11 protein-coding genes and 1 pseudogene are annotated in these 12,820 nt (G+C 71.9%); 9 read left to right on the forward strand and 3 right to left on the reverse strand.

Annotated features, from left to right (window positions below):
• Nucleotides 1-222 precede the first annotated feature (222 nt).
• From CP984_RS10190 to CP984_RS10220, 8 genes are all read left to right on the forward strand, one after another.
• Entirely contained in the window at nt 223-1,008 is a 786-nt protein-coding gene (locus tag CP984_RS10190; protein WP_003986668.1) for an amino acid ABC transporter ATP-binding protein, read from the forward strand.
• A 55-nt stretch (nt 1,009-1,063) separates the two neighbouring features.
• Nucleotides 1,064-1,972 (forward strand): glutamate ABC transporter substrate-binding protein, encoded by a 909-nt coding sequence (locus CP984_RS10195; RefSeq protein WP_003986666.1) that lies wholly within the window; start codon nt 1,064-1,066, stop codon nt 1,970-1,972.
• A gap of 267 nt (nt 1,973-2,239) precedes the next feature.
• Nucleotides 2,240-2,887 carry an amino acid ABC transporter permease gene (locus CP984_RS10200; RefSeq protein ID WP_003986665.1) on the forward strand — a complete coding sequence of 216 codons (648 nt, stop codon included), beginning with the start codon at nt 2,240-2,242 and terminating at the stop codon, nt 2,885-2,887.
• A complete protein-coding gene (locus CP984_RS10205) occupies nt 2,884-3,849 on the forward strand; it encodes an amino acid ABC transporter permease (protein WP_003986664.1) in 966 nt (321 codons plus the stop codon). Before CP984_RS10200 ends, CP984_RS10205 begins: the two co-directional genes overlap by 4 nt.
• Before the next feature lie 162 nt (nt 3,850-4,011).
• Nucleotides 4,012-6,159 (forward strand): FAD-dependent oxidoreductase, encoded by a 2,148-nt coding sequence (locus CP984_RS10210; protein ID WP_226048638.1) that lies wholly within the window; start codon nt 4,012-4,014, stop codon nt 6,157-6,159.
• Nucleotides 6,160-6,192: 33 nt separating this feature from the next.
• Nucleotides 6,193-6,279, forward strand: coding sequence for a putative leader peptide (locus CP984_RS42780; protein ID WP_312024649.1), 87 nt, complete (start codon nt 6,193-6,195; stop codon nt 6,277-6,279).
• A gap of 79 nt (nt 6,280-6,358) precedes the next feature.
• The gene (locus tag CP984_RS10215) at nt 6,359-6,904 is read left to right on the forward strand and encodes a cupin domain-containing protein (RefSeq protein ID WP_003983546.1); all 546 of its coding nucleotides are present in this window, start codon (nt 6,359-6,361) and stop codon (nt 6,902-6,904) included.
• A complete protein-coding gene (locus tag CP984_RS10220) occupies nt 6,901-7,278 on the forward strand; it encodes a rhodanese-like domain-containing protein (protein ID WP_003983547.1) in 378 nt (125 codons plus the stop codon). Before CP984_RS10215 ends, CP984_RS10220 begins: the two co-directional genes overlap by 4 nt.
• 64 nt (nt 7,279-7,342) lie before the next feature.
• On the opposite strand, the gene CP984_RS10225 is transcribed toward CP984_RS10220, so the two are convergent.
• The 3 genes from CP984_RS10225 to recA form a co-directional block, all read right to left on the reverse strand.
• Entirely contained in the window at nt 7,343-8,503 is a 1,161-nt protein-coding gene (locus CP984_RS10225) for a hypothetical protein (protein ID WP_003983548.1), read from the reverse strand.
• 1,048 nt (nt 8,504-9,551) lie between these two features.
• Nucleotides 9,552-10,238, reverse strand: a complete 687-nt coding sequence (gene recX / locus CP984_RS10230; protein ID WP_003983549.1) for a recombination regulator RecX — start codon at nt 10,236-10,238, stop codon at nt 9,552-9,554.
• Between the two features lie 6 nt (nt 10,239-10,244).
• A complete protein-coding gene (gene recA / locus CP984_RS10235) occupies nt 10,245-11,375 on the reverse strand; it encodes a recombinase RecA (protein WP_003983550.1) in 1,131 nt (376 codons plus the stop codon).
• Between the two features lie 189 nt (nt 11,376-11,564).
• Between recA and CP984_RS10240 the strand changes: the two are divergent.
• Nucleotides 11,565-12,776: pseudogene (locus CP984_RS10240) on the forward strand (MMPL family transporter); the annotation flags it as partial.
• Nucleotides 12,777-12,820: the final 44 nt, after the last annotated feature.

Raw genomic sequence — 12,820 nt, forward strand, 5'->3', positions numbered from 1 at the left:
GCATCTACGGCGATGGACGGCACGCACGTCAAGGGGGTATTCCCGAAGGGGCGGTTCCGTTATGCACCCGGTACACCGGGCGCCGGGGCCGTGCGCCCCGTGCACGCCGCGTGTCGCTCCGCGGCCGTATCGTTATGCTCAAATCCCGCTCAGATGTGATGACGCTGGTCGCGGGGCGTCATTAGGGTCCTCCCCAATCGAGGAGGACGGAGCTGTACGCCGATGAGCGAAGTATCGGTGACCAAGAACGACAAGGGTCCCGCGCCGGCGGGTGACCCGCTGGTCGTGCTGGACAACGTGAACAAGCACTTCGGCGCGCTGCACGTACTCCAGGACATCGATCTGACCATCCGGCGCGGTGAGGTGGTCGTGGTGATCGGGCCCTCCGGGTCCGGCAAGTCGACCCTGTGCCGCACGATCAACCGGCTGGAGACCGTCGACTCCGGTTCCATAGCGATCGACGGCAAGCCGCTGCCGCAGGAAGGGCGCGAGCTGGCCCGGCTCCGCGCCGACGTGGGCATGGTGTTCCAGTCCTTCAACCTCTTCGCGCACAAGACGGTGCTGGAGAACGTGATGCTGGGCCAGACCAAGGTCCGCCGCACGGAGAAGAAGGCGGCCGAGGAGAAGGCCCGGGCCCTGCTGGACCGGGTGGGGGTCGGCACCCAGGCGGACAAGTACCCCGCCCAGCTGTCCGGTGGACAGCAGCAGCGGGTGGCGATCGCCCGGGCCCTGGCGATGGACCCCAAGGTCATGCTTTTCGATGAGCCGACCTCCGCCCTCGACCCGGAGATGATCAACGAGGTGCTGGAGGTCATGCAGCAGCTCGCCCGGGACGGCATGACGATGGTCGTGGTCACCCACGAGATGGGCTTCGCCCGCTCGGCCGCGAACCGCGTCGTCTTCATGGCGGACGGCCGGATCGTCGAAGAGGCCGAGCCGAACCAGTTCTTCAGCAACCCGCGCAGCGACCGGGCCAAGGACTTCCTTTCGAAGATCCTCCACCACTGACCACTCGGCCGGTCATCATGATTGCCAACTTCCGCTGAACCGAAGGATGTTCACCATGAGGATTCGTAAGACGGCCGCGGCGGGTGCGGTGGTGCTCGCGCTGGCGGCGACGGCGACCGCATGCGGCGGCGAGTCGGGCACGGCCGGCGACAAGGCGTCCGGCGGCGATGTCTACAGCGGGACGTACCCGGTCAACGACAAGGCGAACGTGAACTCGCCGGCCTGGAAGGAAGCCAAGAAGGCCGGGAAGATCACCATCGGCGCCAAGGCCGACCAGCCCTACCTCGGCTTCCAGGACACCACCGGCAAGCGGACCGGCTTCGACATCGAGATCGCCAAGATGATCGCCGCCGATCTGGGCTTCTCCGAGAAGCAGATCGAGTTCAAGACGGTCGACTCCAACGTCCGCGAGACCGCGATCTCCAAGGGCCAGGTCGACTACTACGTCGGCACGTACACGATCAACGACGAGCGCAAGAAGCAGATCGACTTCGCGGGCCCGTACTACACCGCGGGCGCGGACCTCCTGGTGCGCCGGGACGACAAGTCCATCACCGGGCCGGACACCGTCAAGGGCAAGAAGGTCTGCTCGATCGTCGGCTCCACCCCGCTCCAGGAGATCAAGAAGCCGAAGTACGGGGCGACCACCACCGAACTGGCCAAGTACTCGCTGTGCGTCAAGCAGCTCCTCGACGGCCAGGTGGACGCGGTCACCACGGACGACGCGATCCTCAAGGGGTACGCGGCCGAGCGGCCCAAGAAGCTGCGGGTCGTCGGCAAGCCGTTCACCAAGGAGCCGTACGGCGTCGGCCTGCAGAAGGGCGACAAGGCGCTGCGGGACGCGATCACCGACGCGCTGGAGAAGCACATCAAGAACGGCGACTACAAGAAGGCGTACGAAGGCACCCTCGGCAAGTCCGGGACCAGCTTCGTCGCGCCGCAGACGCCGCTGCCGCGCACCTGATCCGGGTCGCACCGCCCCTGCCCGCTGCCGCACGCCCCGTACGCCGCCTCGGCGGGCGTACGGGGCGTGGGTGCCTGAGGAACCGCGCGCCGGGACGCCCGCGCGTACGCGGGCGCGGGCCCTTCCCGCGCTCCCGGGCATCCACCCGTGCACCGCGTACGGAAGCGTCCGCAGGCCGGACCGCTCCCGTACCCGCGCGCCGCGCACACCCCGAGCCGGGCCGTCCACCCGTCCGCCGCTGCCCCTGACCGCTACCGCGGAGAACCCATGAACGTACTCCTCGACTTCCTACCCGAGTTCCGCAAGGGGTTCCTCGGAACCGTGTCGCTGACCGCGGCCAGCTCGGCGCTCGCCATCCTGCTGGGCCTCCTCATAGCCGGTTTCCGGGTCTCGCCCGTGCCCCCGCTGCGCGCCTTCGGGACGGCCTGGGTGACGCTGCTGCGCAACACCCCGCTCACCCTGCTGTTCCTGGTCGCCTTCTTCGTCGTCCCGCAGGTCCTCTTCCCGGGCACCAGCCCGTTCGTCCTGGCCACCCTGGCGCTCGGCTTCTACACGTCCTCGTTCGTCTGCGAGGCCGTGCGCTCGGGCATCAACACCGTGCCGCTGGGACAGGCGGAGGCGGCGCGCAGCATCGGCATGACCTTCACCCAGACGCTGCGCCTGATCATCCTGCCCCAGGCCACCCGCACCGTGCTGCCGCCGCTGAGCAGCATCCTGATCGCGCTCACCAAGAACTCGGCCATCGCGGGCGCCTTCAGCAACACCGAGCTGTTCAGCGTCTCCAAGCTGCTCAACGACCAGGGCCGGCCGATCGGCTGGATCTTCCTCTGGATCGCCCTCGCCTACTTGATCATCACGTTCGCCATCAGCGGCCTCTTCCGGCTGCTGGAGCGCCGCCTGGAGGTGGCCCGATGACCAGCGTCCTCTACGACGCCCCGGGGCCCAAGGCCAAGGTACGCAACCGCGTCTACACCGTCGTGGGCGTGCTCGCCGTCGTCGGCCTGCTCGTCTTCGTCGTGGTACGGCTGGCCTCCCAGGGCCAGTTCGCGCCCGAGATGTGGAACATCTTCAACAACGCGGGCGTACGGACCAACATCCGCAACGGCGTCCTGACGACCCTCCAGGTCTTCGCGGTGGCCGCGGTGCTCTCCGTCGCGCTCGGCGTGCTGCTCGCGGTCGCCCGGCTCTCCGACCACAAGCCGGTGCGCTGGCTGGCGACCGGCTTCATCGAGGTCTTCCGGGCCGTCCCGCTGCTGATCACGATCTACGCCCTGTGGGTGATCCTGCTCTCCTACAAGGAGGAGCTGGGGCTGACCGGTGACACCCCGCAGTTCTGGGCGCTGGTCGTCGGGCTGACCGTCTACAACGGCGCGGTGCAGGCGGAGGTGCTGCGCGCCGGCATCAACGCGGTGCCCCGTGGCCAGCGCGAGGCGGCGTACGCGCTCGGCATGAGCAAGACACAGGTCATGACGACGGTGCTGATGCCCCAGGCCATCCGCGCGATGCTGCCGACGATCATCAGCCAGCTGGTGGTGACCCTCAAGGACACCTCGCTCGGCTACGTCATCACCTTCGAGGAGCTGCTGTTCACGATCCAGCAGATGGCCGCCACCATCGTCGTCAACGACGAGAACCCGTACGTGCCGATGATCATCGTCGCCGGCGCGATCTACGTGGCGATGTGTCTGGCGCTGTCCGGGCTGGCCAACTGGATCGAGCGCCGCGGCCGGCGGGCCAAGACCGGCATCGTGATGGCCGGGGCCGCCGAGCCGGTCACCGCCTCCGACGCGCTGGAGGGGGCCGACGGCACCCCCGGCGGCCCGGTCGACACCCGGCGGCCGCCGGACATCCACGGCGGGGGCGGCGCCGGTACCTGACGGTGTGACACCTTGGACGGGGGCAGTGCCGCGCGCGCCGCTGCCCCGTCACTTGACGCGGGCGCCCGCAGTGGGTTGCATACGCTGTGTGATCGCGCACCGGGCTCCAACTGCCAGTTCCCGTACGTCCCGTAAGTATCCGCGCACCGGGGTGGCCACGCCGTGGACCCGGTGATCGTCGTCGGGGCCGGCCCGGTCGGCCTCGCGCTCTCCCTCTCCCTCGCCCGCCTCGACGTTCCGAGCGTCGTCCTGGACGAAGCCCCCGGCGCGATCGATCCGCGTCCCGCCCGCACGGTCGTGCTGCGCCCCGACACCACCGCGTTCCTGACCCGGCTGGGCTGCGGCCCGGCTCTGGAGTCGACGGGCACGCGCTGGACGGCCTGGCGCGCGGTGCGCCGACGGCGCCTGCTGGAGCGGGTCGAGTTCGGCCCGGAGGCGCCCTCCCCCCTGCACGTGCCGCAGCATGCGCTGACCCGCGCGCTGCGCACCGCGCTCGCGGGCGAGCCACTGGCCCGGATCGTCGCGGACAGCCGGCTCGACGAACTCAAGCAGGACGCGTACGGCGTCAGCGCCCACACCCGCGGCTCCAACGGCGCCTGGTGGCGAGCCAGTTATCTGGTCGGCTGCGACGGCCCGCGCTCGACGGTCCGCAAGCTGCTGGAGGTGCGCTTCCCCGGCCGTACGGCGGTCGAGCGGCACGCGGTGGCCGCGCTGCGTACGGAACTTCCCTGGCCCGGGGAAGCGTTGCTGCACCGCTCGCCCGCGCGGCAGGGCGGCGGCGGGTCCGGCGGCGAGGTGACGGCCCGGCCGCTGCCCGGCGGCCTGTGGCGGCTGGACTGGCTGCTGCCGCCCGGCCGGGACCTGGTCACCCCGGACGCGCTGGTGGCCCGGATCCGCGACTCACTGGCGGTGTGGACCGCCGAAGCGGCGTCGGGGAGCGGGTCGGGGGCCGGGGCGGACTTCGGGGGCAGGGGCGGTTCTGGTGCCGGGAGCGGGCCGCAGGCGGGTGCGTACGGTGCTGCGGGCGCCGGATCGCGCGCCCCCGCGGGCGCCGGTGACCCGCGCCTTCCGGCCGTACCGCCGTACGAGCTCCTCGACACCGGCGTGCACACGGTGCACCACCGCCTGGCGCGGCGCTGGCGGCGCGGGCGGGCCTTCCTCGCCGGGGACGCCGCGCACTTGCTCGGCGCGCTCGGCACCCAGGGCCTGGACGAGGGGCTGCGGGACGCCGAGAACCTCGCGTGGAAGCTGGCGCTGGCCTGGCACCAGGGCGCTTCGGAAGCCCTGCTGGACAGCTACCAGGCGGAGCGCCGGGGCGCGGTGACGGCCCGGCTGCGCGCGGCCGACCGGGCGCTGCCGCTGCTGCGCGACGGCGAGCGGGGCGGCCGGTGGCGCGCGGTGCTCCCGGGCGCGGCCCGCGGCCACACGGCGATGCTCACCGACGGCCACTTGGGGCGCGGCCCGCTCGGCGCGCCCCCCGCGTACGCCCGCTCTCCCCTGGCGCCGGCCACCGACCCGGCGGGGACGCTGCCGGTGGGCACTCCGGTCGGCGCGCCGGTCGCGGACGTACCGGTGACGGCGCCGGACGGGTCCCAGGTACCGCTGCGCTCACGGCTGGGCCACGGGCTGCTGGTGGTGCTGGTCGCGCCGGGCACGGGCGTGTGGGAGCGGCGGCACTGGAAGTCGGCGGGCCTGATGCCGCGGCTGACGAAGGCGGTGGAGGCCCTGCCGATGCGCGCCGAGGTGCTGGTCGCCGAGGCATACCCCGGCGCGGTGGCGCACACCGTCCTGGTCGTACGCCCCGACGGGCACCTGGTCGCGGCCATGGGCGGCGTACGCCCGGCGGAGCTCTACGCGTGCGCGGACGCGGTGCGGGGTGGGGGGACCGGGGGCGGTTCGGATGAGGCGGGTACGGGTGCCGGTGCAGCGGGATCGGATGGGGCTGGAGGCCGTACCGGGAAGCCGTCCCGCACGGCCGGCGAGAGGGCTCATTCGGGTGCTCGATCGGAGCCGTATCCGGAGACGCAGGCGGGGTCGTATCCGGACACACGGTCGGCACCGTATCCGGACACGCGATCGGAGTCGCACTCGGCACCGCACTCGAAGCCGCACCCGGAAGCGCACTCGGAACCGCACGGGGAACCGGCCGCGGACCGGCGTCCGGAGAGCCGCCCGTCCGGCGGGCCGCTCCCCGTCGACGGGGCATTCCCGCAGGCGGGCGGGGAGGCGCCGGGGGGCGCACCGGGCAGCGTGTCGCGGGACGTACCGGAGGGCATGTCCGAGGCGCAGGTACGGTCGGCCGGCGGTTGACCCTGCGGGAAGCCCCGTGCTTGACTCCGGAACGTGACGGAAAGCGGTTCGCGATTCTGGCGGAGGGTCCATCTGGACCTGGTCCGCTACGCGGGCTGCGTGTGTCGTCCGTCCTGCTGATCCGCATCCATGCCCCCGCGCGCCGCCGCGTTCACCGCTGCCCGCGCGCGTCTCTTCGCGATCACTCAGGACGGTTCCTGTGCCCGATGTACGTACCCCTGCGCGCCCGCGCCCTGCCGCCACCGGCGGCCCCGGCCCCGGCGCCGCCGAACTCCTCGACTTCGTCCGCCGTACCGCCGCCGACGCCCCGCTCGTCGCCTCCCTGCCCCTCGACCCCGAAGGCCGTACCTGGATCCGCCTGGAGGGGCCCGGCGGCAGCGAGGCGTGGCTGATCGGCTGGCCGCCCGGTACGGGCACCGGCTGGCACGACCACGGCGGCTCGCACGGCGCGTTCGCCACCGCCGCGGGCACGCTGACCGAGCAGTCGCTCGCCGCCCAACTGCCCACCGAGGGCTGGAAGACGCTGGAACTGGCGGACGGCGTGGACCGGCAGCGGACGCTGGCCGACGGCCGCGGCCGCGCCTTCGGCCCGCACCACGTTCACCAGGTGCTCAACCTCTCCCCCGACGCCCACGCCGTGTCGGTGCACGCCTACTACCCGCCGCTGCCGCTGATGCGCCGCTACAGCCGCACCGGCCCGGTCCTGCGCCTCGAAGAGGTCGAGCGCCCGGAGGACTGGCGGTGAGCGCCGTCGACGCGCTCCTGGAGGCGGCGCGCGCCGGGCTCGACCGGGTGGCGCCGCACCAGGCCGCGGAGATCCAGCGGGACGGCGGGCTGCTGGTGGACATCCGTTATGCGGAGCTGCGCGAACGCGACGGCACCATCCCGGGCGCGCTGATCGTCGAGCGCAACGAACTGGAATGGCGCCTGGACCCCACGGGCGCTCACCGCGCCCCGCAGGCCACCGGCCACGATCTGCCGGTCGTGGTTGTCTGCAACGAGGGCTACGCGTCGAGCCTCGCGGCCGTCTCCCTGCGCCAGCTAGGTCTGTACCGGGCCACCGACCTGGTGGGCGGCTTCCAGGCGTGGCGCGCGGCCGGGCTGCCGGTACGGGGGTGAGGCGGGCTACCGGTACGGGGTGACGGCACGGCGGGTCTGCCTGGGGCGGGCCCGCCGGTCCCGCTCATCGGCGTATGGCGTCGAACTGCCGCACCACCAGGGGCAGTGCGGCGCGCACCGTCCCGTTGTGATCGAGGTCCCCGACGTCCGTGAGCCGGTTCACGGCCCCGTTGGCGGTCAACTGGCGCTGGCAGTACCGGGCGTTCTCGAAGGCCACGTCCTTGTCGCCCGTGGCGTGGTACAGGTGCACCGGTACGTCCGGGTGCCAGTCGCAGGTGGTGTCCAGCGCGTTCATCCGCTGCCGCAGCTTCCCCGTGGGGTGGCGGACCTTGTCGAGGAACTCCGGGGTGAACAGGTCCTTCGAGGTCGCCGGCAGGGCGGCGGCTATCTCGGACGCCTTGTGGTCACCGTCGAAGAGGGATTCCACCATCTTGTCGTACGGGGCGCGAAACGCCTGCCCCGGTGTGTCGTACAGGCCGTACAGCCGGTTCCACGCGGTCGCGAAGTACGCCAGGTAGAGCGACGACCGGACCACCTTGTCATCGGCCGCGGCAGCCTCGAAGGCACTCAGGTCGAAGGGCCCGGCGACCGGGGCGAGCGCCCCTAGACGGAAATACGGGTCGACGCCCTCCTGAAGGGCCCGCCCGACCATCATGGTGGCGGGCCCACCCTGCGAGAAACCGCTGACCAGGACGTGTCTGCCGAGGCTGCGGCGGTCCTGCCGGGCGAACGCGCGAGCCGCCCGCAGCGCGTCAACCGAGGCGGTGACGGTCGTCCGCGGATCTCCGTACGGATGAGTGCCGGGCCCCACGCCCAGGCCGAGGTAGTCCGGCGCGGACACGGCCCGTCCGGTCGAGGCGAACAGCAACGCCGCGGCCCGGTCGGTGGACGCGTCGTTCACCGAGGCCACGTCGCCCCGGTACACGGTCGTACCGTGCAGCCAGGACACGGTTTGGAGATCACGCTTGCCGTTCTTGGGTATGACGACCAGCTGGCTGGCCGTGGTGGGTCGGCCGTCCGCGCCACGGGTGCGGTAGACGATCCGGTGGGCCCGTACGCCGTAACGGACCTGGGCCGCCTCGATACCGGCCTTCTCCAGACGGGCCGCGACCTCCTTCGCGTCAAGATCGACGACGAGGGTGGCCGAAACGATCGAACCGGTGCCCGAGGACCGCTCGGGCTTGGCCGGGGAGGAATGGGAGGCAGCAGACCAGGTACCGGACACGGCCCCGGCCTCCGCTGCCCGCGCCGTCGTGGCCGCCGTCGCCGGAGCCGCTGCTGTAGCCAGAACGGCCGCGGCACAGCCCAATGCGAGGGCGGTGGTGCCCGGCAGGACGGACCGGCCGGAGAATCGGTCAAAGATCATGCTCCGCACTCTGCCGTGCGCGGCAGGTGCGGCACATTGCGGTCAACCACCGTGTTGGTGGGGGGATTTCCCCAGGGTGAGGGTCCGGTTCTTCTCCGGGGGGGATCCGCTTGTTGGCCGGGTGGGAACGTCGCTTGTTTCCGGGTGCGGGCGAGGCATTGCATCTGCCGGTGCGGGGGGCTCCTTTGTCTATCCCGGCACGGGCGGCTTCGTCTCTCGCACAGGCGGCTTCGTCGCTTCTCCCGGTACGGGCGGGCTCTCGCTTCTCCCAGTGCGGGCGGCTTCGTCCCGTAAGGGCAGCCGCGATGCCCCTCCCGGTACGGGCGGCTCCTCGCTCCTCCCGGTGCGGGCGGCTTCGTCCCGTAGGGACAGCCGAAACGCTCCTCCCGGTACGGGTGGCTCCTCGCTCCTCCCGGTACGGGCAGCCGCAACGTTTCTCCCAGGTACGGGCAGCCGCAACGCTCCCCTCAAGCGTGGACGGCCGCAACGCTCCCCTCAGGCGCAGACAGCCGGGCAACGCTCGCTCGGGCCCGGACTGCCGCATCTTTACGTACCCCCGGCCAAGCAACCATCACCAGCCGCTGCGCCGCCCGCACCTCTCGACCACGCAACCGTCACCAGCCACCTCGCCGCCTGGAAGGCCGCACGCACCACCCGACTACGGACGCCCCGCCCCTCCGCGCGTCACCACATGCGCGCAACACCCTGCGCTCGCGGCGCCCGACGAGCCCCTGCCCCGCCCGGAGCGGCCCTCTCCCTTCCCCCCCATCCCACCCACCGCCACCTCCACACCTGCATGCCTGCACGCCTGCACGCCCGCACGCCCGCACGCCCGCACGCCCGCACGCCCGCACGCCCGCACGCCCGCACGCCCGCTACACCTCTACCCCCTCACGTCTCGCTCCCCTCACACCTCCGGCAGCTGATACTCCATCAGCTCCGGATCCTCGCCCTCCTCCTCCAGTGCCTGTCGGACCACGCGCAGAGCCAGTCCTTCGGCGTAGCCCTTGCGGGCCAGCATGCCCGCGAGGCGGCGTATGCGCTTCTCCCGGTCCAGGCCGCGGGTCGTCCGGAGCTTGCGGTCGACCAGTTCGCGGGCCGTGCGTTCTTCCTGCTCGGGGTCCAGCTGGCCGAGGGCCTCGTCGACCGTCGACGCGTCGACGCCCTTCGTGCGGAGTTCACGGGCGAGCGCGCGGCGGGCCAGGCCGCGGCTGTGGTGCCGGGACTCCACCCAGGCGTCGGCGAACTTCGCGTCGTCGATCAGCCCCACCTCCTCAAAGCGGGACAGCACCTCCTGCGCCGCCTCCTCGGGGATGCCCCGCCGGCGCAGGGCGTCCTCCAGCTGCTTGCGTGTGCGCGCGGACCCGGTGAGCAGGCGCAGGCAGATGGCCCGCGCCTGCTCCTCGGGCGTGCGCGGCGGCCCCGCCTCGGCCCTCGACGAGGAGGGACCACCGCCGTCCTTGCGTTTCCCACGGTTCTCGGCTCCGGCGGCCATGCCGCCGTCCCGGCCGGCGTCGTCACGTCCCCCGTCGTGAACGACGCCGTCACCATGGCCGTAGCCGCGGTCCTCGGGCCATTCCGTTCGCCGCGTCACGATGGACTAGCTCTTGGCCGCTGCGGCCTTGGAGCCCTTGGCACTCTTGGCGGCCGGTGCCGGTACGGACTTGGCCGGGGCCTCCGCGTCGGCCGCCGCACCCGCCGCGTCCGCGCCGGGCTCCGCCGTCAGGTCTTCCGGCTTCACGCCGACGCCCAGCTTCTCCTTGATCTTCTTCTCCACCTCGTTGGCGAGGTCGGGGTTGTCCTTGAGGAAGTTGCGGGCGTTCTCCTTGCCCTGGCCGAGCTGGTCGCCCTCGTAGGTGTACCAGGCGCCCGACTTGCGGATGAAGCCGTGCTCGACGCCCATGTCGATCAGGCCGCCCTCACGGCTGATGCCCTGGCCGTACAGGATGTCGAACTCGGCCTGCTTGAAGGGCGGGGCGACCTTGTTCTTGACGACCTTGCAGCGGGTGCGGTTGCCGACCGCTTCGGTGCCGTCCTTGAGGGTCTCGATACGGCGGATGTCGATGCGCACCGAGGCGTAGAACTTCAGGGCGCGGCCACCGGTCGTGGTCTCCGGCGAGCCGAACATCACGCCGATCTTCTCGCGGAGCTGGTTGATGAAGATCGCGGTGGTCTTGGACTGGTTGAGCGCGCTGGTGATCTTCCGCAGCGCCTGGCTCATCAGACGGGCCTGGAGACCCACGTGGGAGTCGCCCATCTCACCCTCGATCTCGGCCCGGGGCACCAGCGCGGCGACCGAGTCGATCACGATGAGGTCGAGCGCGCCGGAGCGGACCAGCATGTCCACGATCTCCAGGGCCTGCTCGCCGTTGTCCGGCTGGGACAGGATCAGCGCGTCCGTGTCCACGCCCAGCTTCTTGGCGTACTCGGGGTCGAGCGCGTGCTCGGCGTCGATGAAGGCGACGGAGCCGCCGGCCTTCTGCGCGTTCGCCACCGCGTGCAGGGTCAGGGTCGTCTTGCCGGAGGACTCCGGGCCGTAGATCTCCACCACGCGGCCGCGGGGGATACCGCCGACGCCGAGCGCGACGTCCAGTGCGGTCGACCCGGTGGGGATGACCTCGATGGGCTCCTTCGAGCGCTCTCCCATCCTCATCACGGCACCCTTGCCGAATTGCCGTTCAATCTGTGCGAGCGCGGCGTCCAGCGCCTTCTCGCGGTCAGTGCCTGCCATGGCTTCCACCCGGTTTGCTTGAGTCGATCGCTTCACGTCCATGACGCTAACGCCTGCCACTGACAATGCGCCCGGACCCGACTCCGGCCTGTGGATAACTCCCGGGAACTCGGGCAGAAACACGGGTCGGACGTCTCATAAGAATAGACGTTCGATTTTGGTGTCAAGCGCACCACGCACGACCCGCCGGTCCTGGTGACGATGCCGGCCTCGCTCACACTGCTGCCCGCGCTGCTCGGGATCTTCGGCGCGCGCATCCGGCGCCATGTCACGGCACGGGCGGCCCGGCGCACCGCGCGCAACCGGCCGCCGGAAGGGGCCCGGTGGGGCCGCTGGGCCGACGGCGTGCAGCGGCGTCCGTGGGCCGCGCTGTTGGTCGCGGGCGTCGCGCTCGGGGCGCTGGCCGCGCCGGCGATGGGCCTCCGGCTCGGCTTCGCGGACGCCGGGAACGACGCTCCGACGCAGCACAGCCGCCGGGCGTACGACCTCCTGGCGGAGGGTTTCGGTCCCGGCTTCAACGGTCCGCTGGCCGTCGTCTCGGAGGGCGGCGCCGACGCCGCGGCCGCTCTCCGGCGCGCCCTGGACGCCACTCCGGGCATCGCCGCGACGACCGCGCCGATACCGGCGGGCCCGTCCGCCCCGTCGTCCGGAGGCGCGGCGGTCTCGACCGTGCTGGCCTTCCCGACGAGCGCGCCGCAGGACCGCGCCACCTCCGACCTGGTGAAACGCCTCCGTACCGACGTACTGCCGCCCCTGGCGGAGACCACCGGCGGCCGCTATCTGGTGGGCGGGCCGACGGCCGCCACCGAGGACTTCGCGGACACCGTCGCCGCCCGGATGCCGCTGTTCGTCGCCATCGTCGTGGGGCTGTCCGCGCTGCTCCTGCTGGCCGTCTTCCGCTCCGTGCTGATCCCGGTGAAGGCGGCCCTGCTCAACCTCGTGAGCATCGGGGCGGCGCTCGGCGCGGTCACCCTGGTCTTCCAGTACGGCTGGTTCGGTGTGCGGCCGGGGCCCGTCGAGGCGTTCATCCCGGTCATGATCTTCGCGATCGTCTTCGGGCTCTCGATGGACTACGAGGTGTTCCTGCTCTCCCGGGTGCACGAGGAGTGGATACGCACCGGCGACCCCACGGCATCCGTACGCGCCGGTCTGGCCGCCACCGGCAAGGTCATCACGGCCGCCGCGGCCATCATGATCGTGGTCTTCGCGGCCTTCGTGCTCAGCCCGGACCGGATGCTGCAGCAGTTCGGGCTCGGCCTGGCAGTGGCGATCCTGCTGGACGCCGTGGTGATCCGCTGTCTGATCGTGCCCGCGGTGCTGCGGCTGCTGGGCCGCCGTGCGTGGTGGCTCCCGGCCCCGCTGGCCCGGCTGCTGCCGAAGGTGACGCTGGAGGGGCGATAGGGGCAATGGGGGCAATAGGGCACGGCAGGGGCGGGCAGGCCGGG

It is taken from the genome of Streptomyces rimosus (assembly GCF_008704655.1).
In the GTDB taxonomy this organism is placed as follows: Bacteria; Actinomycetota; Actinomycetes; order Streptomycetales; family Streptomycetaceae; genus Streptomyces; species Streptomyces rimosus.